The 19,151-nt window shown below is 70.4% G+C and carries 19 protein-coding genes; 11 read left to right on the forward strand and 8 right to left on the reverse strand.

Going from position 1 to position 19,151, the window contains the following annotated elements; all coding sequences use genetic code 11:
- Positions 1–41: 41 nt before the first annotated feature.
- From ASE35_RS11325 to ASE35_RS11340, 4 genes are all read right to left on the reverse strand, one after another.
- Positions 42–1,007 carry a ribokinase gene (locus ASE35_RS11325; RefSeq protein WP_057163881.1) on the reverse strand — a complete coding sequence of 322 codons (966 nt, stop codon included), beginning with the start codon at positions 1,005–1,007 and terminating at the stop codon, positions 42–44.
- Between the two features lie 3 nt (positions 1,008–1,010).
- A complete protein-coding gene (locus ASE35_RS11330) occupies positions 1,011–2,387 on the reverse strand; it encodes a nucleoside transporter C-terminal domain-containing protein (RefSeq protein WP_056179571.1) in 1,377 nt (458 codons plus the stop codon).
- A gap of 141 nt (positions 2,388–2,528) precedes the next feature.
- On the reverse strand, positions 2,529–3,665 hold the full coding sequence (locus ASE35_RS11335; protein ID WP_056179574.1) for a GGDEF domain-containing protein: 1,137 nt from the start codon (positions 3,663–3,665) through the stop codon (positions 2,529–2,531).
- Positions 3,666–3,772: 107 nt separating this feature from the next.
- Entirely contained in the window at positions 3,773–4,348 is a 576-nt protein-coding gene (locus tag ASE35_RS11340; protein ID WP_056179579.1) for a TMEM165/GDT1 family protein, read from the reverse strand.
- A 437-nt stretch (positions 4,349–4,785) separates the two neighbouring features.
- Between ASE35_RS11340 and ASE35_RS11345 the strand changes: the two genes are divergently transcribed.
- The 5 genes from ASE35_RS11345 (at position 4,786) to ASE35_RS11365 (ending at position 10,225) form a co-directional block, all read left to right on the forward strand.
- Complete coding sequence (locus ASE35_RS11345) at positions 4,786–5,754, forward strand: aldo/keto reductase (RefSeq protein WP_057163882.1); 969 nt, start codon at positions 4,786–4,788, stop codon at positions 5,752–5,754.
- A 225-nt stretch (positions 5,755–5,979) separates the two neighbouring features.
- Positions 5,980–6,114: a hemin uptake protein HemP gene (locus ASE35_RS22020; protein WP_235567239.1), complete on the forward strand. Its 135-nt coding sequence runs from the start codon at positions 5,980–5,982 to the stop codon at positions 6,112–6,114.
- A 293-nt stretch (positions 6,115–6,407) separates the two neighbouring features.
- Complete coding sequence (locus ASE35_RS11355) at positions 6,408–8,642, forward strand: TonB-dependent hemoglobin/transferrin/lactoferrin family receptor (RefSeq protein WP_157489447.1); 2,235 nt, start codon at positions 6,408–6,410, stop codon at positions 8,640–8,642.
- Positions 8,643–8,694: 52 nt separating this feature from the next.
- Positions 8,695–9,225 (forward strand): hypothetical protein, encoded by a 531-nt coding sequence (locus tag ASE35_RS11360; RefSeq protein ID WP_057163883.1) that lies wholly within the window; start codon positions 8,695–8,697, stop codon positions 9,223–9,225.
- Between the two features lie 55 nt (positions 9,226–9,280).
- Positions 9,281–10,225, forward strand: coding sequence for a DUF6607 family protein (locus ASE35_RS11365; protein ID WP_057163884.1), 945 nt, complete (start codon positions 9,281–9,283; stop codon positions 10,223–10,225).
- A 138-nt stretch (positions 10,226–10,363) separates the two neighbouring features.
- Here the strand turns inward: ASE35_RS11365 and ASE35_RS11370 are convergent, their stop codons facing one another.
- The 3 genes from ASE35_RS11370 to ASE35_RS11380 are packed head-to-tail and all read right to left on the reverse strand — an operon-like array spanning position 10,364 to position 13,129.
- The gene (locus ASE35_RS11370) at positions 10,364–11,638 is read right to left on the reverse strand and encodes a PDZ domain-containing protein (RefSeq protein WP_057163885.1); all 1,275 of its coding nucleotides are present in this window, start codon (positions 11,636–11,638) and stop codon (positions 10,364–10,366) included.
- A 35-nt stretch (positions 11,639–11,673) separates the two neighbouring features.
- Positions 11,674–12,540, reverse strand: coding sequence for a hypothetical protein (locus tag ASE35_RS11375; RefSeq protein WP_057163886.1), 867 nt, complete (start codon positions 12,538–12,540; stop codon positions 11,674–11,676).
- The gene (locus ASE35_RS11380; RefSeq protein ID WP_235567222.1) at positions 12,533–13,129 is read right to left on the reverse strand and encodes a sigma-70 family RNA polymerase sigma factor; all 597 of its coding nucleotides are present in this window, start codon (positions 13,127–13,129) and stop codon (positions 12,533–12,535) included. The genes ASE35_RS11375 and ASE35_RS11380 overlap by 8 nt, the downstream gene beginning before the upstream one ends.
- Positions 13,130–13,229: 100 nt before the next feature.
- Here ASE35_RS11380 and ASE35_RS11385 point away from each other — a divergent pair, with 100 nt between their 5' ends.
- The 6 genes from ASE35_RS11385 (at position 13,230) to gcvH (ending at position 17,689) form a co-directional block, all read left to right on the forward strand.
- On the forward strand, positions 13,230–14,186 hold the full coding sequence (locus tag ASE35_RS11385; RefSeq protein WP_056179603.1) for an SPFH domain-containing protein: 957 nt from the start codon (positions 13,230–13,232) through the stop codon (positions 14,184–14,186).
- 9 nt (positions 14,187–14,195) lie between these two features.
- Positions 14,196–14,630, forward strand: a complete 435-nt coding sequence (locus ASE35_RS11390; RefSeq protein WP_056180002.1) for an NfeD family protein — start codon at positions 14,196–14,198, stop codon at positions 14,628–14,630.
- Between the two features lie 34 nt (positions 14,631–14,664).
- Positions 14,665–15,240, forward strand: a complete 576-nt coding sequence (locus ASE35_RS11395) for a hypothetical protein (RefSeq protein WP_057163887.1) — start codon at positions 14,665–14,667, stop codon at positions 15,238–15,240.
- A gap of 212 nt (positions 15,241–15,452) precedes the next feature.
- Entirely contained in the window at positions 15,453–16,574 is a 1,122-nt protein-coding gene (gcvT, locus tag ASE35_RS11400) for a glycine cleavage system aminomethyltransferase GcvT (RefSeq protein ID WP_057163888.1), read from the forward strand.
- 8 nt (positions 16,575–16,582) lie between these two features.
- On the forward strand, positions 16,583–17,203 hold the full coding sequence (locus tag ASE35_RS11405) for a 2-hydroxychromene-2-carboxylate isomerase (protein ID WP_057163889.1): 621 nt from the start codon (positions 16,583–16,585) through the stop codon (positions 17,201–17,203).
- A gap of 90 nt (positions 17,204–17,293) precedes the next feature.
- Positions 17,294–17,689, forward strand: a complete 396-nt coding sequence (gene gcvH, locus ASE35_RS11410) for a glycine cleavage system protein GcvH (protein WP_055903584.1) — start codon at positions 17,294–17,296, stop codon at positions 17,687–17,689.
- A gap of 490 nt (positions 17,690–18,179) precedes the next feature.
- Here the strand turns inward: gcvH and ASE35_RS11415 are convergent, their stop codons facing one another.
- Positions 18,180–18,821, reverse strand: coding sequence for a hypothetical protein (locus ASE35_RS11415; RefSeq protein ID WP_057163890.1), 642 nt, complete (start codon positions 18,819–18,821; stop codon positions 18,180–18,182).
- Positions 18,822–19,151 lie beyond the last annotated feature (330 nt).

Raw genomic sequence — 19,151 nt, forward strand, 5'->3', positions numbered from 1 at the left:
GAGGGTGGTTGCGAAGCCCAGGACGGGCCCAGGCCCGTCGTTTACGCGCCGAAGCGTGCGCGCAGCTCGCTGTCGCGGGGCATGGCCGAGGCCGCGCCCGCGCGCTCGGTGGACAGGCCGGCGTAGCGGGTGGCGTAGGCCACGTGGTCGGCGAAGGCGGCGTCGGTGTTACGCGCCAGCGCGGCGGCCAGGGCGCCGTTGAAGGCGTCGCCGGCGCCGGTGGTGTCGACCGCGCGCACCGGCGCGGCCGCGACCCGGTAGTAGGCCTGCGCGTCGCCGTGCAGGCGGCCGTCGGCATGCGAGACGAAGCAGCCGGCCGAGCCCAGGGTCACCACCACGCTGCCGTGCGGCAGCAGGCGCCGGCAGTCGGCGTGCAGTTCGTCGTCGGCCAGGGCGGCCAGGCGCTCGGGATCGACCACGGCGCCGGTGTGGCGCTTGAGCTGGGCGCAGAACTCGGTTTCGTTGGGCGTGATCACGTCGGCCAGCGCCCACAGCTCCGGCGTGGCCACCGCGTCGGCCGGGGCCGGATTGAGCAGGGCCAGCGCGCCGACGCCGCGCGCATGCGCGAACGCGGCCGCGACCGAGGCCGGCGGCGATTCCAGCTGCCCCAGCACCACGCGTGCCTGGGCGATGGCTTCGCGTTGCAGATCCACGAACACGGTCGACAGTTCGGCGTTGGCGCCGGGACCGATCACGATGGAATTGCGGCCGTCGCGATCGACGTAGATGCCGGCGGTGCCGGTCGGCGCGTCGCTGCGCAGGTCGCGCAGGTCGATGCCGTCGGCGGTAGCCAGCGCGCGTGCGAGCTGGCCGCCCGCGTCCTCGCCCAGCGCGCACACGAAGCTGGTGCTGGCGCCGGCGCGCGCCGAGGCGGTGGCCTGGTTGAAACCCTTGCCGCCTGGGCCGGTGTGGTACTGCCCGGCCAGGGTCTCGCCGGGTCGCGGCAGCGCCGCGACCGACCAGACGTGATCGACGTTGAAGGAACCGACGACGACGACCTTGCTCATGGTTCAGGACGAGAAGTGGGTGAGCACGCCGGCGATGGTCGCGGTCATGAAGGTCGCGATCGAACCGCCGAGCACCGCGCGCAGGCCGAAGCGGGCCAGGTCGGCGCGACGCTCGGGGGCCAGGCCGCCGATGCCGCCGATCTGGATCGCGATCGAGCTGAAGTTGGCGAAACCGCACAGGGCGTAGGTCGCGATCAGGCGGCCTTCATCGGTAAGCGACACGCCGGCGGTCTTGCCGTTGACGATGTCGGCCAGCTGCAGATAGGCGACGAACTCGTTGATGACGACCTTCTGGCCGATCAGCGAGCCGACCGTGGTCGCGTCCTGCCAGGGCACGCCGATCACCCAGGCCAGCGGCGCCAGCAGGTTGCCCAGCAGCGATTGCAGCGACAGTTCCGGGCGCGTGCCGAACAGCGAGAACCAACCGTCCTGCAGGCTGGGCGCGAGCCAGTAGGTGAACTGGCTATGGGCGGTGTCGTACCCACTGGGGATCATCAGATGCGAGGCCCAGACGCCGCCGATCAGGCCGTTGACCAGCGCGATCAGGGCGATGAAGGCCAGCAGCATCGCGCCGATGTTCAGCGCCAGGCGCAAACCGTCGCCGGCGCCGGCCGCGGCGGCGTCGATGATGTTGCTGGAGGTTTTCTCCACTTCCATCTTGACCGTGCCGCGCGTCAGCGGTTCGCCGACCTCGGGGATCAGGATCTTGGCGACCACCAGGGTTGCCGGCGCGGCCATGATCGAGGCCGCGAGCAGGTGCTTGGCGTAGAAGGCCTGCTGCTCCGGGTCGCCGCCGCCGAGCATGCCGACGTAGGCCGCGAGCACGCCGCCGGCGATGTGGGCCATGCCGCCGATCATCATCGTGATCAGCTCGGACTCGGTCATCTTCGGAATGTAGGGGCGCACGGTCAGCGGCGCCTCGGTCTGGCCGATGAACACGCTGGCGCAGACGCTGGTGGTCTCGGCGCCGGACACGCGCATGACCTTGGTGATCGCCCAGGCCATGCCGCGCACGATCGCCTGCATCACGTTCAAGTGGTACAGCACGCCCATCAGGGCGGCGAAGAAGATGATGGTCGGCAGCACCTGGAAGGCGAAGATGAAGCCGTAGGTGTTGATGTCCATCAGGCCGCCGAAGATGAACTTCGAGCCCTCGCCGACGAAACTCAGCACCGTCACGAAGCCATGGCCGATCCCATCGAACACATCCTTGCCGCCCGGCACCAGCAGCACCAGCGACGCGAACGCGATCTGCAGCGACACGCCGGTCGCTACCAGCTTCCAGTCGACCCGGCGCTTGTTGTTGGAGAACAGCCACGCGATGCCGACCAGCACCGCCAAACCAAACAGGCCGAATAACACCCGGACGATCGAATCCACTCAGTTCTCCCCGAGCCGTCCGGGACCCCGGCGGCGAAATTATCGTTATTGGACCACGCCGAGCGCGGCCGCCGGCCTTTTTCGCGGCCGGAGGCGCAGCCTAGTCCACGGGTCCGCGTCGCGGCAAGCCGCGAGCCCGGTTCAGGTGTCGCGCGCGACCACGCGGTTGCGGCCCTGCTGCTTGGCCTGCTGCAGGCGGCGGTCGGCGCGGCGCAGCAGGCGCGACAGGTCCGAGCCCTCCTGCGGGTAGCCGGCCAGGCCGGCACTGAAGGTCAGGTACAGCGGCTCGGCGCCGCGGCTGGGCTCGAACGGGCGCTCGGCCAGGACCTGGCGGATCGCGTCGACCTGCTCCCAGGCCGTGCCCAGGGGCTTGCGCAGCAGCAGCACGAATTCCTCGCCGCCCAGCCGGACCAGCCATTCGGTCGAGCCGGACTGCTCGCGCAGCACCGAAACCACGTGGCGCAGGGCGCGGTCGCCGGCATGGTGGCCGTTGTCGTCGTTGATGCGCTTGAAGTGGTCCAGGTCGATCAGGGCCAGGGTCAGGCTGCCGCCGTCGTGGCGCACGGCGTCGAACAGGCGCTGGATGCGGTGCACCAGCCAGGTCCGGTTGGGCAGCCGGGTCAGGCCGTCGGTGCCGGACATCTCGATCAGGCGCTGCATGCGGTACACGACCATGGCCGTGATCAGGGCCGCCATCATCAGCAGCACCACGCGCTGGCCCTGGCCGCCGGGGGTGACCGCGCCGTAATCGCTGGAAATCAGCTGCTCCGGCGAGGACGCCAGGCCGAATACCGCCAGCACCAGCGCGGTGTATTGCACGATCGCCAGGCCGCCCGCGAACAGGGTCACGCGACCGTCGCTGCGCAGCGCGGTGAGCACGATCGACAGCAGGTAGCCGCACCACACGATCAGACTGTTGAGGCCGGCCGGCAGGTGCTGCAGGGCCAGTGCGATCAGCACCAGGGTGGTGGCGGTGACGTCGAAGGCGGCGGTCGCGAACGGCAGCCAGCGGTAGCGTCGCGGCCGCCGCGCCAGCGCCAGCCACAGCTGCGCGAACACATTGACGAAGATCGCCCCGCCCAGGCCGATCAGGGTTTCCTGGATGGTGCCGCCGCCGATCGCGTTGAGCGGCGGCAGTATCAGCAGCATCGCCGCGAGTACGGCGCGCAGGCGCGCGACCAGCAGTTCGCCGCCGGCGCCGATCTCGAGCATGATCTCGTCGGGTCGCGACAACAGCGATACCGCGATGTCGCGCAGGCGTTCGCCCGTGGCGTGCATGGTGTCTCCCCGTTGAGCCCGCCGAGCATAGCGCGCGTGCGGCGGCGAGGGCAGGGCGCCCGCCGCCGCGTCGCGGCCCTGCCGGATCCGGGCCGCGCGGGCCCGAATCAGATCCCGCGCACCGCCACCCACAGCGCCAGCGCCGCGAACACCACCGCCGCGACCGTGCGCGCGGCCTTCAGCGGCAGGCGGTCGGCGAAGCGGCTGCCCAGCAGCACCACCGGCACGTTGGCCAGCAGCATGCCCACCGTGGTGCCGGCCACGACTTCCCACAGCGGCGAATAGCGCGCGGCCAGCAGCACGGTCGCAACCTGGGTCTTGTCGCCGATCTCGGCGACGAAGAAGGCGATGGTGGTGGCGATGAAGGCGCCGCGCGCGGGCAGGCGCTCGCCTTCGCCGTCCAGCTTGTCCGGCTTCAGCGTCCACAACGCCACCGCCAGAAAGCTGCCGGCGACGATCCAGCGCAGCGTCGAGGGTTGCAGCCACTGTGCGACCAGGGCGCCCAGCCAGGCCGCCAGGGCATGGTTGAGCAGGGTCGCGACCAGGATGCCGGCGACGATGGGCCAGGGGCGGCGGAAGCGAGCGGCCAGCAGCAGGGCCAGCAATTGGGTCTTGTCGCCGATTTCGGCGAGCGCGACCGTGCCGGTCGACAGGGCGGCGGTGGCCAGCGGGAAGGTATCCATGGGAACTCCGGGGCCGGGCTTCGCGCGGAGGCGAAGGCAAACGTCGCACGGCCCGACCCGGCTCTCGCCTGAGTAATCGCGCAACGCCTGCCTTCGGTCTTGCCCGTGGTCGCTGGCGTGGACGCGAAGTCTCACGCTGGCTGCCGCTCCTGCGCCATGGCCGGTGGGCCAAGTGTGTTGACGCAGGTCCCCGCATGCCGGATCGGCGGCGGGTGGGCTACTCCCCGGAGGAGGAAGTGCGGGCATTGTAGCTGGTTGTGAGGGCCGTGGCTTAACGATGGAAGGCAGGAACGAGCGGAAAGCAGTAACTAGAAGAGCAGTAACTAGTAGCCAGTAGGAGTCGCTTTTACTCGTTACTGGTTACTGCTCTTCTAGTTACTGCCCTAACGCCCGCCCGGTTAGCATGCGTACCTGAACGAACGTCATCGGAGCACGTCATGCACTACCGCCGCCTGGGTTCCTCCGGTCTGCAACTGTCGGCGCTGTCCTTCGGCGCCTGGGTCACCTTCGGCACCCAGATCGGGCGCGGCCCGGCGCGCGAGTTGATCGCCACCGCCTGGGACCACGGCGTCAATTTCTTCGACAACGCCGAGGGCTACGCCAACGGCGAGGCCGAGCGGGTGATGGGCGACGTGATCGCCGACCTGCGCCTGCCGCGCGACGGCTATTGCGTATCCAGCAAGGTCATGTTCGGCTCCGCCGCGGATCCGCTGCCGACCCAGAAGGGCCTGTCGCGCAAGCACGTCACCGAGGCCTGCCACGGCGCGCTGCGGCGCCTGCGCGTCGATCATCTGGACCTGTACTACTGCCATCGCCCCGATCCGGACGTGCCGATCGAGGAAACCGTGTGGGCGATGGACGCGCTGATCCGCCAGGGCAAGGTGCTGTATTGGGGCACCTCGGAATGGTCGGCCGCGCAGATCCGCGAGGCCCACAAGATCGCGCGCCAGCAGCATCTGCATGCGCCGACCATGGAGCAGCCGCAGTACAACCTGTTCCATCGCGAGCGCGTCGAGCTGGAATACGCCTCGCTGTACGCCGAGCTCGGCCTGGGCACCACGATCTGGTCGCCGCTGGCCTCGGGCCTGCTGACCGGCAAGTACAACGACGGCGTGCCCGAGGATTCGCGCCTCAACCACGAGGACTACCGCTGGCTGCAGCGCAGCGTGCTCAGTCCCGAACAGCGCCGGATCGAGCGCGCGCGCGCCTACACCGCGGTCGCGCGCGAGCTGGGCGCCGAGCCGGCGCCGCTGGCGATCGCCTGGTGCCTGCGCAATCCGCACGTGTCCAGCGTGATCCTGGGCGCGACCCGTCCCGAGCAACTGCTGCAGAACCTGCAAGCCCTGGAACTGGTCGACCGCTATTCCGAGCCGGATTGGGACCGGGTCGAGAAAGCCACCGCCTGAGCCTCCGTCGAGGCCGATCCGGCACCCTGGCGACGGGGTGCCGCCCGCTTGCGCCCGACCAGCGGTGCAAACGGGTGTTGACTGGCAAATGAGAATCATTATCATCAAACTCGAATCCCGATCGAGTCACCTGCCATGTCCCTGCGCCAGCCGGTGTTGCAGCTCAAACCTCGTACTGATCGCTCCCTTCCCCCGGTCGTCGCCGCCGCCGTAGCCGCCCCCGCGGTGTCGGCGGCCAACGCGATGCTGGTCGAAAGCGGCGCGCTCCTGCGCGGCGCGCGCGAAGTCCTGATCCGCCACGGCGGCGAGGTCTATCGCCTGCGTCATACCCGCAACGACAAGCTGATCCTCACCAAGTAAGAGCCGCCCGCGGTAGCCGTGCGGCATGGCCGCGCCGCGTTCCCAAGGACGGGAGGCGGTGCGGCCATGCCATGCCGGTTGCGCCTCGGCCATGCGCCGCGCTCATCGGATTCCGCGCCAAGGACGGCGCAGCCAATGCTCTCTCCAGGTCGCCAGCAACGCCCGCACGGCATGCCAGCCAGCCTCCGAAACCACCTTTCGAGTCTGACTCCATGCATCGCCTCCACCGCATCGCCGGCCCGCGCCGTTCCATCCGCACTCCCTACGTCCCCAGCGCCCTCGCGTTGGCCCTGATGCTGGCCCTGCCGGCCACCGCGCCGGCTGCGCCCGCCGAGGCGGACGCCGAATCGCCCGACGGTTCCGGTGCCGGCGCGCGCGAGCTCGAACGCATCGTGGTCACCGCCACCCGCACCGAGCGCGAGGCGCAGGACGTGCCGGCGGTGGTCACCGCGATCGACCGCGAGCGCATGGACGAGGAGATCGTGCGCGATCTCAAGGACCTGTTCCGCTACGAGCCCGGCATCGGCGTGAGCAACGTGGTCGGCCGCTTCGGCATCGGCGATATCCGCATCCGCGGCCTCGGCGGCAACCGCGTGCGCGTGGAGACCGACGGCATCTCGGTGTCCGACAGCTTCAACATCGGCAGCTTCTCCAACGCCAATCGCAACTTCGTCGACCTCGATACCCTCAAGCGGGTCGAGATCGTGCGCGGCCCGAGCAGCGCGCTGTACGGCTCCGACGCGCTGGGCGGGGTGGTGTCCTTCGTCACCAAGGACCCGTCCGACTATCTGCTCGACGGCAAGCGCAGCTACTTCGGCTTCAAGCTCGGCTATCAGGGCGAGAACAGCGGCCTGTTCGGCGGCGCCACCGCGGCCTTCGGCGGCGAGCGCTGGTCCGGTCTGGTCGCGGTCGGCCACCGCCAGGGCAAGGAAACCGAAAGCATGGGCACACGCCGCAGCGACGACGCCACCCGCACCGCCGCCAATCCGCAGGACAGCGACGGCCGCAGCCTGCTGGCCAAGCTGGTGTTCGCGCCCAGCGCCCACCAGCGCTTCAAGCTGACCGTGGAAGGCAACGAGGACCAGACCGACACCGACGTGCTGAGCGCGCGCGGCAACGCCCTGAGCGCGCCGGGCGCGCCGACGGTGCGCACCTTGTCGCTGCTGGGCGACGATCGTCAGACCCGCGCGCGGGTGTCGTTCGCGCACGAGATCGATACGCTCGACGCCGCCTTCGCCGATTCGCTGCAGTGGCAGATCTACCGCCAGGACAGCGAGACCACCCAGCGCACCACCGAGGAGCGCGTGACCCTGATCGGCGGCCGCCCGACCAGCCCGACCCGACGCGAGCGCGAGTTCAACTTCGACCAGCGCACCGTCGGCGCCGAGGCCACCTTGCACAAGGACTTCGCCACCGGTGCGGTCGCGCACACGCTGACCTACGGGTTCGAGTACAGCCGCACCGACACCCGCCAGAAGCGCGACGGCCAGGCCACGAACCTGACCACCGGCGTGGTCACCAAGACGATCTCGCCGGACGTGTTTCCGGTGCGCGATTTCCCGGTCAGCGAAACCACGGTCGCGGCCTTGTTCGTGCAGGACGAGATCCGTTTCGCCGACGGCGCGTTCCGCCTGGTGCCGGCGCTGCGCGTGGACCGTTACGAACTCAAGCCCGAACTGGATCCGATCTTCGTCGGCGACAACCCGGGCGTGGCGGTGAGCCAGCTCAAGGAAACCGCGGTGTCGCCGAAGCTGGGCGCGGTCTGGCATTTCGCCGAAGACTGGTCGCTGTTCGGCGGCTACCAGCACGGCTTCCGCGCGCCGCCCTACAACGACGTCAACCTGGGCTTCACCAATCTGCAGTTCGGATACACCGCCATCCCCAATCCCGATCTCAAGCCCGAGACCAGCAACGGCGTCGAACTGGGTCTGCGCTATTCGGGCGAGGCGGTCTATGTCGAGGCCTCGGCCTACTACAACCGCTACGACGACTTCATCGAATCGCAGCGCTACATCGGCAACAACGCCCAGGGCCTGATGGTGTTCCAGTCGCAGAACGTGGCCGAAGCCGAGATCCGCGGCGTCGAGCTGCGCGGCGGCGTCGAGTTCGGCGCATTCTCGCCCGCGCTGGCCGGCTGGTCGCTGCGCGGCGCCGCGGCCTGGTCCAAGGGCGAGGACCGCGGCACCGGCGCGGCGCTGTCGTCGATCGATCCGCTGCGCGGCTCGCTGGGCCTGGCCTACGACCGCGACGATTGGGGCGTCGAACTCGCCGGGCGTTTCGCGCGCCGCAAGAGCGACCTGCCGCAGGCCGGCCTGTTTGCCGCACCCGGCTACGGCGTACTCGACCTGCTCGCGCACTTCAGCTTCGCGCCGGGCGCCCAGGTCAACGTCGGCGTGTTCAATCTGGGCGACAAGAAGTACTGGGACGGCGGCGATCTGCCCAGCACCTTGGCCTCGACCAGCGCCACCATCGACCGTTACAGCGCCTCCGGCCGCAACCTGGGCGTGAGCCTGGCGGTGAACTGGTAAGCGCATGCGCGCCGCGCGATCGCCAACGGCGGGGAGCACGGACGCGGGCGCATTGCCCGCGCCCGAGCGGCTGGCTGCGGTCGCGACGGTGCTGTGCCTGTACCCGCGCCGTCAGCGCGACGTGCTGGCCGGCTGGCTGGCCAGCGTGAGTGCGCAGCGCTGCATCGGCGAAGGTGTTGGGGCGGCAGGCGAAGCCATCGTGTTCCGCGATGCGCGCGGACGCGCGTGCTGGCGCCTGCACCTGCTGCCCGACAGCGATTTCCTGGCCTGGGATCTGGCGGTCGTCGGTTTGCCCGCGGCCGAGGCCCAGCGCAGTCGGGGCCGTCTCGCGCGCGCCTTGCGAGGCTGGCGCGGCGGCGGCTGGAACGCGCGGACCCTGCGCCTGCAATTGGCCAGCGACCCCACCGGCCGCCGCATCCTGGTCGCCGACGCCAGCGAACCTTCGGCGCTGGGTCTGGAACACGCGCGCCGCATCGCCGCCGCGGAAGGCGCGACGCTGCGGACCGGGCCGGACACCTGCTGCTGCATGGCGCGTCGTGCCGCCTCCGACGTCTCGAACGCGCCTGCGCCCGCGTCGCGGTGAGCGACGGCGCTTTTTCTCTTTCTTTCCATCCCTGCCCTCAAGCGAGAACCCATCCATGAAGCTCCGACCGCTAGCCGCCTGCCTGGCGCTTTCCTGCGCGGCAACGCCAGCCTTCGCCGCGGCGTCCGCCGCGGCCGATACCGCGCGCGACCGCGCCTCGATCCTGGCCATGCAGGGCGAGTACATCGTCGATTTCGCCTTCGACGAAACCGTGCTGCTGCGGCCCGGCTACGAGCGCGCGCCGGCCATGCGCAGCGGCGGCAACGAGACCGTGATCGTGGTCGAGGACAGCCCGACCCGGATCGTCCTGCAGCACATCCTGGTCGACGGCAAGAGCGGCCACGTCACCAAGCACTGGCGTCAGGACTGGACCTACGAAGCGCCCACGCGCTTCGAGTTCAGCGCCGACCAGACCTGGCAGGTGCGCGCGATTCCGGCCGAGCTCAATCGCGGCGCCTGGACCCAATGCGTGTTCGAGGTCAGCGATGCGCCGCGCTACTGCGGTACCGGCCGCTGGGAGTACCGCAATGGCATCGCCACCTGGACCAGCGACCTGAGCTGGCGGCCTTTGCCGCGCCGCGAGTACACCAAGCGCAGCGACTACAACGCGGTGTCGGCGATCAACCGCCACACCCTCACGCCGGGCGGCTGGACCCACGAGCAGTTCAACACCAAGGTGCTGCGCAAACCCGACGGCAGCCAGGTCGAGTTGGCGCGCGAGTTCGGTTTCAACGATTACCAGAAGACCCGGGACGTGGACTTCAAACCGGCCTACCGTTACTGGGACGCGACCCGTGGCTATTGGGCCAAGGTGCGCCAGCGTTGGGACGGCTTTCTGGGCCAGGCGCCGGGCGTGCATCTGAAGACCAAGATCGACGGCATGGCGATGATCATTCCGCTGTTCGAACAGGCCGGCAGCCTGGAGCAGGGCAAAGCGGTCGCCGACGAGGAGATCGATGCGGTGTTCGCCAAATGGGTGGAGGCGGCGCCGCGGGAATAGCGCTGAGGTCGCTGTGCGGGCGAGCGGTGCGCGGGTTTGAATCGGTTTGCCGGGATCCGGCTGGCGATGCGAGGTCCGCGCTGGATGCCATGAACGAACGGCGTCCCGAGGGACGCCGTTCGCGTAAGCGAGATCGACTCAGACCAGAACCGGCGGCGTCGGGGGCGGCGGCGGAACCGGGGGCGGCGGAGGAGGCGGCGGTGGTGCCGGTGCGGCGACCGAGGGCGCCGCTATCGGCGGAGCGGGCGGCGCGGGAGGTGCAGGCGGTTTCACCGGCGGCGCGGGCGGTGCGGGCGGTGCCGGCGGCGCCGGCAGCAACAGGCGCACCGTACGCGGCACCTTGATCCGCGTGCTGGCTTCCTTGCGGTCGCGCAGATAGGCGACCGAGACCTCGCTGCCGTCCGGACGCGCGCGCAAGGCCTCCATCGCATCGCGCGGCGTACTCACGGCCACCCCTTCGATGCTGCGGATCACGTCGCCGGGCTCCAGGCCGGCCAGATCGGCGCCGGCGCTGAGCACCAGCACGCCGCGATCGGCGCCGAAGTAGCGGCCCAGGCCGCGATCGACCGAGGCCAGGTTGAGGCCGTTCCAGCGGAAGGCTTCGATCAGCGCCGGGGTCGGGCAGTCCTCGCCCTTCTTGCAGGTCGCGATCGGGCCCAGGCGCGCGATCTCCTCGCGCACGCGTTGCTTGATCGCCGGCACCTGCTGCATGTCGTAGGCGAAGTTCTTGGCGTTTTCGGGGTCGAAGGCGAAGCGGCGCATGACCACGTCGCCGTCGGGCGTGAGCATGCCGCCGTCGTCGCTGTCGAACACCAGCACATGCTCGCCCAGCCGCGGGGTGACCTGGACCGTGCTCTTGCGGCCATCGCGCTCGTAGTCGATCGCGACCGGCACCTTCACGTCCAGCGCATCCAGGGCCGAGCGGGTCGCGGCCAGGCGGGTTTCGCCGTCGCTGCCGCGCAAGGCGGTGCCGTTGACGCTGACGATGCGGTCGCCGCTGCGCAGGCCGGCCTTGGCCGCCGCGCTGTCGGGGGTGACCGCGACGATGCGCGCGCCGGCGCTGGGATCGGCGTTCAGGACCACGCCCAGCAGCGGCCGGCGTTCGGTCTGGCGGATCACCACCTGGCGTTGCGCGTCGAGCGCGGACAGACGCGCCAGGCCGGCGCTTTCGCGCGCGAGTTCGGCCTGGCCGCGCGCGCTTTCGCCGCGCGCGCGCGCCAGTTCGGCGACCCGGCGCTGAGCCTGGCGCAACTCGTCCATGGCGGCCTTGAGTTCGGCGTCGGTCTTGGCGTCGCTCTTGCTGGCGACCATGGTGCGCGTGCGCACCTGGGCGTCCTGGGCGATCGCCACCGAGGCGACGGTCGCGGCGATCGCGAACGCGAGCGCGGTGATGCGGAGGCGGCGGGATGTCATACGGACCTCTGGATGAAGTGGACGAGACGTAGGGATCAGTCGACGCGCACCAGCGCGCCGTCGTAGCGCTCGCCGTGCACGGCGAGCCAGCGTTGGGTGCTCTCGACACCGGCCAGGTCGCGCAGCGTCTGCACGCGTTGCTCCCACAGCGAGGCGCGTTGCGCGAGCGGTAGCGCGTCCTGGCGCAGGGCGGCATCGATCACGCCGATCTGGCTGTCGAGATCGGCGCTCATCAAGGTCGCGCCCGCGTTGCCGACGCGTTCGTCGCGCGCCAGCGCCACCAGCGCTTCCAGTTGCGCCGACTCGGACTGCCAGCGCGCGATCGCGGTGATGTCGGCGCTGTCCACAGCGATCGCGGCGTCGGCGTCGGCCGGGGTGTCGGTCGCGGCGAGCGCGGGCGCAGGCGCGCCGTCGCGGCGCACGGCCTTGCCCCGCGGCCGGTGGGCGGAGGCGAGCTTGCGTGGCGGCGTGGCCTCGCTGTGGATCGCGTCGGCACTCGCGACGGCGGTGGCCGGTGCGGTCGTGGCGGCGGGCGGGTCGCGCCGTTCGGGTGCGGTCAATGCGGGCGCATCGGTGCGCGGCGCGCCAGCCGCGGATGCGGCGGGCGCGGTCGTGGCGGCGGTGCGCGCGGCGTCCTGCGCCGGCCGCTCGCCATCGCCCATGCGCGCGATCGGCAGCGCGACGACCAGACCGAACAACGCGGCCGCCACGGCCCATTGCGGCCAGCGCCGGCGGCGCGCGAGGCGCGGGTCGCGCGGTGCGCTTGCGGTGCCGCGCGCGTCGAGGGCCGCGGACAGGCGCGACCAGCCGTCCGCGGGCGGCGTCTCGGCGGGCAGCGCGGCGAACGCGCCGGCCCAGTCCTGCGGCGGGGGCGGGCCGTGACGGGAACTGGCGTCAGGCATGGGAGGCCTCCTTGGTGGGTTCCAGCAATTCGCGCAGGCGGCGTCCGCCGCGCGCGAGCTGGGATTTGGAGAAGCTGGGCGTGCGCTGCATCAGCGCCGCGATCTCGTCGTGGGTATAGCCCTCGGCGTGGTACAGCCAGAGCACGCTGCGGGTGGCGGCCGGCAGCTGCGCCAGAGCGCGTCCCAACGCCGCGGCGTCGGCGGCGGCCGGCGGCGGTGGCGCATGCTCGTCGGCGAGGCGGTCGTCCTCCAGCACCAGCGCATGTTCGTGCCGGCGTTGGCTGCGCAGGCGCATCAACGCTTCGTTGATCGCGATCTGGCGCAACCAGCCCCAGAACGGGCTGTCGCCGCCGCCGCCCTGGCCACGGAAGTCCTGGATCCGGCCCAGCACCTTGAGCATGGTGTCCTGCAGCACTTCCGAAGCCTCCTCGCGATCGCCGCCACTGCCGCCCAGGATCCGCAGCGCCAGGGTGTAGACCGGGCGCTCGAACCAGCGGTAGATCTGCTCGAACGCGGCCCGCTCGCCGGCGCGCGCACGGGCGAGCAGGGCATCGGGCACATCGATCGCGAAGCTGGACGTGGCGGGCATGGGTCGGGCTGTCATTACCGGACTGGATGCGGCCGGGCGGCAAACCGTCGCAGCCGCTGGCGGACGCCTATACTCCGCCTATCTATAAGGAGGGGACACCATGGGACCGATTCTGATCGTCGTGCTGCTGGTAGCCGGCGTGATCATCCTGTTCAAGACCGTGCGCATGGTGCCGCAGGGCTACGAATGGACCGTCGAGCGCTTCGGCAAGTACACCCACACCATGACCCCGGGGCTGCACTTCCTGATCCCCGTGGTCTACGGCGTCGGCCGCAAGATCAACATGATGGAGCAGGTCCTGGATGTGCCGTCGCAGGACGTCATCACCAAGGACAACGCCGTGGTCAAGGTCGACGGCGTCGTCTACTTCCAGGTGCTGGACGCGGCCAAGGCCGCGTATGAGGTCGCCCAGCTCGAGGTCGCAACTCTGAACCTGGTCATGACCAACATCCGTACCTCGATCGGTTCGATGGACCTGGACGAATCGCTGTCGCGCCGCGACGAGATCAACGCCAAGGTGCTGGTGGCGGTGGATCAGGCCACCCATCCCTGGGGCCTGAAGGTCAACCGCATCGAGCTCAAGGACATCCAGCCGCCGCGCGACCTGGTCGATTCGATGGCGCGCCAGATGAAGGCCGAGCGCGAGAAGCGCGCCAACATCCTGGAGGCCGAAGGCCATCGCCAGTCCGAGATCCTGCGCGCCGAAGGCGACAAGCAGGCCGCGATCCTGGAGGCCGAGGGCAAGCGCGAGGCCGCCTATCGCGAGGCCGAGGCGCGCGAACGTCTGGCCGAGGCCGAGGCCAAGGCGACCGAGATGGTGTCCAACGCGATCGCCCAGGGCAACGTGCAGGCGATCAACTACTTCGTGGCGCAGAAATACATCGAGGCCTTCAAGTCGCTGGCCGAGGCGCCGAACGCGAAGTTCGTGATGATGCCGATGGAGTCGGCCGGCGTGATCGGCTCGCTGGGCGGCATCGCCGAGCTGGCCAAGGAAGCGCTGGAGCGTCAGGGCGGACGCGCGGCCGTGCCGCCGGTGCCGACGCGCACGGGAGGCTGAGCGATGCGTCTGGACTGGCAGATCGTGACCTGGGCCGCGGTGGCCCTGCTGTTGTTCGCGGCCGAAGCGCTGGCGCCGGGAGCGTTCATGCTCTGGCTGGGCTTCGCGGCGGCTGCGGTGTTCGTGGGCGTGCTGGTGTTTCCCGGCATGCCGGTGTTGGCGCAAGTCGCGGCCTTCGTGGTGTTGAGCTTCCTGTCGATCCAGATCTACCGCGTCTGGTTCCGCGGCCGCGAGCGCAGCAGCGACCAGCCGGCGCTGAACCGTCGCGGCGAGCAACTGGTCGGGCGCGTGGTCGCGCTGGACCGCGCCATCGTGCAGGGCCGCGGCCGGGTCCAGATCGCCGACGCGTACTGGGAAGTGATCGGTCCCGAACTCCCGACCGGCGCCAACGTGCGCGTGGTCGCCAGCGAGGGCATGAGCCTGCGGGTCGAGGCGGTCGAATAGTGCGGCTCCGCGAGCGTGCGCGGAAGGGGATGCGATGAAGCGGCGTGAAGCCCAATGGATCGGCAGTGGCCTGGTCGCGCTCGCGGCCTGGGCCCTGGCTTGCCCGGCCTGGGCCGGTCCGCCGGTGGCGGCGACTACGCAGGCGCCCGCTGCGGCGCCGGCGCCGAGCTGGATCGGCCGGGTGGTGCCGCCGTACCCGGACGGGCTGAAATCCAACACCGGCAGCTGCGTCGGCTCGGGCAGCGCGCCCGAGCAGATCTGCGCGCGTTCGATCGGCACCCTGGACGACGCCGAGGACCGTTCGCTGAAGTTTTACGCCGGCGAGTTCGCCGGCCGCGAAGGCAACGAGCCGCGCTGGAAGATCACCGACGTGGTGCCTTATCCCAAGCTCAAGCGCGGCGAGTACGTCTCGGTTGCGACCTGCCAGCGCGACGGCGTCGACGATCCGGGCCTGATCGCGATCGTCGATACCGCGGTGCCCGACGCCGCCGCGCAGGAAATGTTCGAAGCGCGGCGCTGGGCGCTGCGCCTGGATCGCGACACCGGCAAGTTCGTCGAAGTGCCGCCAGCCAGCGTGCGCTGCTACAACGAAGGCTTCGGCGCCGAGTAGGGCGCGGCGATTACCCGGCTTTCTGTGGGAGCGGCGTAAGCCGCGATCGAGTCCCGGCAGCGACGACCGCCGCAACGCGCATCGCGAACCGCGATGGCATCGTCGCCAAGCGGCACACCCATCCATGCGCCGGCGTACCGTCGCCCAGGGCGCATCGCAGCGGTTCTCCATGGGATAATCCCGGGCTCCCCACCGTCCAGGCCCCGCCGCTCATGACCCAGAAGACCATCCTCAACGACGCCCACCGCGCACTCGGCGCCAAGATGGTCGACTTCGGCGGCTGGGACATGCCGATCAGCTACGGCTCGCAGATCGAAGAGCACCATCAGGTCCGCCGCGACGCCGGCATGTTCGACGTCAGCCACATGACCGTGGTCGATCTGCGCGGCGCGCGTACCCGCGATTTCCTGCGCCACCTGGTCGCCAACTCGGTCGACAAGCTGCAAAAGTCCGGCAAGGCGCTCTACACCTGCATGCTCAATCCGCAGGGCGGCGTGATCGACGATCTGATCGTGTACTTCCTGGCCGAGGACTTCTTCCGTCTGGTGGTCAACGCCGCCACCCGCGAGAAGGACCTGGCCTGGATCGGCGAGCAGGCGCGCGCTTTCGACGTGCAGGTCACCGAGCGCCCGGACTACGCGATGATCGCGGTGCAGGGCCCGAACGCGCGCGACAAGGTGATCGGCCTGCTGCGCGAGGAGGACCGCGCGCGCATCGGCAAGCTCGGCAAGTTCGTCGCCGGCGAGGCCCAGACCTTGGACGGCACCGCGCTGTTCGTCGCGCGCACCGGCTACACCGGCGAAGACGGCTTCGAGGTGGTGGTGCCGGAAACCGCCGCGGTCGCGCTGTGGGACGCGCTGCTGGCCGCGGGCGTGAAGGCCGCCGGCCTGGGCGCGCGCGACACCCTGCGCCTGGAAGCGGGCATGAATCTCTACGGCCAGGACATGGACGACGGCGTGTCTCCCTACGAGGCCGCGCTGGCTTGGACGGTGGCGCTGGACGGGAGCGCTGATGGAAAGCCGCGCGACTTCATCGGCCGCGCCGCGCTGGAGCAGCAGAAGGCCGCCGGCGCCCCGCGCCAGATGATCGGCCTAGTGATGGACGAGAAGGGCGTGCTGCGCCACGGCCAGAAGGTGCTGACCGCCAACGGCGACGGCGAAATCCTGTCGGGCACTTTCTCGCCCACGCTGAACAAGTCGATCGCGTTCGCGCGCGTGCCGGCCGGCGAGCCGGGCCAGGTGCGCGTGGACATCCGCGGCAAGGAAGTGCCGGTGCGCGTGGTCAAGTTCCCGTTCGTGCGCGACGGCCAGCCCCAGGACGGCGTGCTGGGCTGAGCACGGGCATGGCCGCGCGCGTCGACTACTACTTCAGTCTGATCTCGCCCTACGCCTACCTGGGCCACGCCGCGTTCCTGGACGCGGCGCGCGAGGCCGGCGCCGAGGTGGTCTATCGGCCGGCGCGGATCTTCGAGCTGTTCAAGGCCAACGGCGGGCTGCCCCTGGGCCAGCGCGCGCCCGCGCGTCAGCGTTACCGTCTGGTCGAGCTTCAGCGTTGGCGCGAACGCCGCGGCCTGCCGCTGAACCTGGCGCCCAAGCACTTCCCGCTGGATCCCGGCCTGGCCGACCGCTGCGCGATCGCTCTGGTCGCCGCCGGCGCCGACCCGGCCGCGTACATGGACGCCGCGTTCCGCGCGCTGTGGGCGCACGAGGCCGACATCGCTGCCCCGGCGGTGCTGGCGGAATTGCTAGCCCGTCACGGTTTCGACGCCTCGTCGGTGCTCGCCGCCGCCGACGGCGCCGATAGCGTCGCCGCCTACCAGCGCAACACCGACGACGCGATCGCCGCCGACCTGCCCGGTCTGCCCGGCTACGTCCTCGACGGCGAGCCGTTCTGGGGCCAGGATCGCGTCGACGATCTGCGTCGGGCCCTGCTCAGCGGCCGCGCGCCATTCCGGGTAGCGTGACCTCCGTGTCCGCACCCTCTCGCATGTTGCGTCAGCGCCGCTAAACTAGGCGCAATTCCCCAGCCGCCCCCGCAGAGTTCGAGGCCAGCCATGAGTGAAATCCCCGGCGATCTGAAGTTCATGAAATCCCACGAGTGGGCCCGCGTCGAAGGCGACGGCAAGGTCACGGTCGGTATCTCCGACCATGCCCAAGGCCTGCTCGGCGACCTGGTCTACGTCGAGCTGCCGAACATCGGCGACCGCGTCGAGGCCGGCACCGCCTGCGCCGTCGTCGAGTCGGTGAAGGCCGCCTCCGACGTCTACGCGCCGATCAGCGGCACCGTCACCGCCGTCAACGCCGCCCTGGCCGACAAGCCGGAGACGATCAACGAAGACGCCTACGGCGAAGGCTGGATCTTCACCGTCGAGGTCGAGGAGCCCGATCAGCTCAACGAGTTGCTGGCGCCGGACGACTACGCCGAGCTGCTCGAAGACGACGATCACTGAGTAAGCCCGCGTCGCCGGACCTTCGCGGTCCGCGCCCCGGGTATGGCCGGACCGCCACGCGGATCCGGCCCACGCAACGGCCGCCTAGTGCGGCCGTTCGCGTTTCCGCAGCCGCGCGCCGTGCGCCAGACACCCCTCGCGCCCTTCGAGGACGCGTCCGCCACGCGACCGGCCACAGGACCTGCGCGCGCTCCGAAGCCTGCTACGGGCCGACCGCGGACGAACGGCGGGGACGCCTTCGCCGCGCCGATCGAGGCTTGCGCGCGCGATCGGAGCGTCGGCGGCGTGGGCGTCGGCGGGCGGGGACGACGCGATCGTGGCGGCCATCGCGCGCTCCGCGCTCCGACGTTCGCGCCGGCGCAAGAGCGCCTTCGCCGGCGCCGTCGCGAGACGCGACACCGGTTGCGCGGCGCATTCGCGGGCGGTCGCCGACGCGCGCGGCGACCGGCGCGATCGTCGCGGCGAGCCGCTTCACCCGCTCCTCACGCACTCAACGCGCTCGCGTCGGCTTGGCGGCCGCGTGTCCGCGCGCAGCCATCGAAGCCGGTCCGACGCGCCGATGCGGCGCCGTCGAGCGTCCGAGTCGGTCGCGCGCGGGGCGGTTGGGGCGCGTCGGCGTCGTCGCGATCCGCTCGCGCGCCCGCCGAGTCGGCGGACGCGGCTGGCGTCGCGCCTGCGCGACGATCCGGCGTTCCGTCGAAAACCCCTTGTTTTCAGCGTTCGCGTGCGTGCGTCGCGAGCTTCTCGAACGGCCGCGGGCGAGGTGCGCGCCGGCACGCGTGCCGGCGATCGGCGCCGCGCGCGTCCGCCGTCGGCGAGTTCGCGCGAACGCGTCGACGCCGCCGCTCGCGCCGCCGCGGCGGTCGCGGTCGGCGTCCGCGGCGACGGAAAAAGTTCGCGCACTTTCGCGCAAATCGGCTTGTGCGGCGCGAAACGCGGCGCCTTTCGGCGGCGCCGCCGACGGGCGCGAATGGGCGCTCGGAACGCGCTCGAACGCGCTGCGTCGCGACGCGCGCGATGCGACGCGCGCGCGCGATAAAAAAATTTCGATGCGCTGGAAGCCGCGCCAAATATAGCTTTCAGCGTGTTCGAAAAAAAACGATGCGTTGTCGTGCGCGCGATCGTCGCGCATTGACGTGGTCGCCGACGACGATTTCCGGCGGGGGCGGCGGAGGCCGGCCCGGAAAAAATTTTGCCGGAGTTGTTGACAGTGCGAAAAAGCGTGATTAGGTTTCGCCCAGCAGACGTTTCCTGCGGAAGAGAGTGAGTACAACGAACGCGACAACGCGCAGCAAAAAACGAACCTCCGCCCGGACAGTCAAAACGGTGGACGCAGGATTCGTTTCCCTCGCGAAAACGCAATCGTTCTTCTCGGCCCCGTCGGCGTCGCACCCCATACGACCCGGTTCGCCCTGCGCGGATCGGGTTTTTGTTTGGCCGCCGTACGCGGCCGGACGCGTTC

The sequence above is a fragment of the Lysobacter sp. Root916 genome, from assembly GCF_001429785.1.
In the GTDB taxonomy this organism is placed as follows: Bacteria; Pseudomonadota; Gammaproteobacteria; order Xanthomonadales; family Xanthomonadaceae; genus Lysobacter.

Bases quoted from the DNA above. Each gene is read 5' to 3' on its own strand.
- ASE35_RS11415 (WP_057163890.1), bottom strand. From the start codon at position 18,821: ATGCGCGACGATCGCGCGCACGACAACGCATCGTTTTTTTTCGAACAC.
- ASE35_RS11380 (WP_235567222.1), bottom strand. From the start codon at position 13,129: ATGCCCGCCACGTCCAGCTTCGCGATCGATGTGCCCGATGCCCTGCTC.
- ASE35_RS11355 (WP_157489447.1), top strand. From the start codon at position 6,408: ATGCTGGCCCTGCCGGCCACCGCGCCGGCTGCGCCCGCCGAGGCGGAC.
- gcvH (WP_055903584.1), top strand. From the start codon at position 17,294: ATGAGTGAAATCCCCGGCGATCTGAAGTTCATGAAATCCCACGAGTGG.
- ASE35_RS11345 (WP_057163882.1), top strand. From the start codon at position 4,786: ATGCACTACCGCCGCCTGGGTTCCTCCGGTCTGCAACTGTCGGCGCTG.
- ASE35_RS11370 (WP_057163885.1), bottom strand. From the start codon at position 11,638: ATGACATCCCGCCGCCTCCGCATCACCGCGCTCGCGTTCGCGATCGCC.
- ASE35_RS11325 (WP_057163881.1), bottom strand. From the start codon at position 1,007: ATGAGCAAGGTCGTCGTCGTCGGTTCCTTCAACGTCGATCACGTCTGG.
- ASE35_RS11405 (WP_057163889.1), top strand. From the start codon at position 16,583: ATGGCCGCGCGCGTCGACTACTACTTCAGTCTGATCTCGCCCTACGCC.
- ASE35_RS11395 (WP_057163887.1), top strand. From the start codon at position 14,665: ATGAAGCGGCGTGAAGCCCAATGGATCGGCAGTGGCCTGGTCGCGCTC.
- ASE35_RS11385 (WP_056179603.1), top strand. From the start codon at position 13,230: ATGGGACCGATTCTGATCGTCGTGCTGCTGGTAGCCGGCGTGATCATC.
- ASE35_RS11340 (WP_056179579.1), bottom strand. From the start codon at position 4,348: ATGGATACCTTCCCGCTGGCCACCGCCGCCCTGTCGACCGGCACGGTC.
- ASE35_RS11365 (WP_057163884.1), top strand. From the start codon at position 9,281: ATGAAGCTCCGACCGCTAGCCGCCTGCCTGGCGCTTTCCTGCGCGGCA.
- ASE35_RS11375 (WP_057163886.1), bottom strand. From the start codon at position 12,540: ATGCCTGACGCCAGTTCCCGTCACGGCCCGCCCCCGCCGCAGGACTGG.
- ASE35_RS11335 (WP_056179574.1), bottom strand. From the start codon at position 3,665: ATGCACGCCACGGGCGAACGCCTGCGCGACATCGCGGTATCGCTGTTG.
- gcvT (WP_057163888.1), top strand. From the start codon at position 15,453: ATGACCCAGAAGACCATCCTCAACGACGCCCACCGCGCACTCGGCGCC.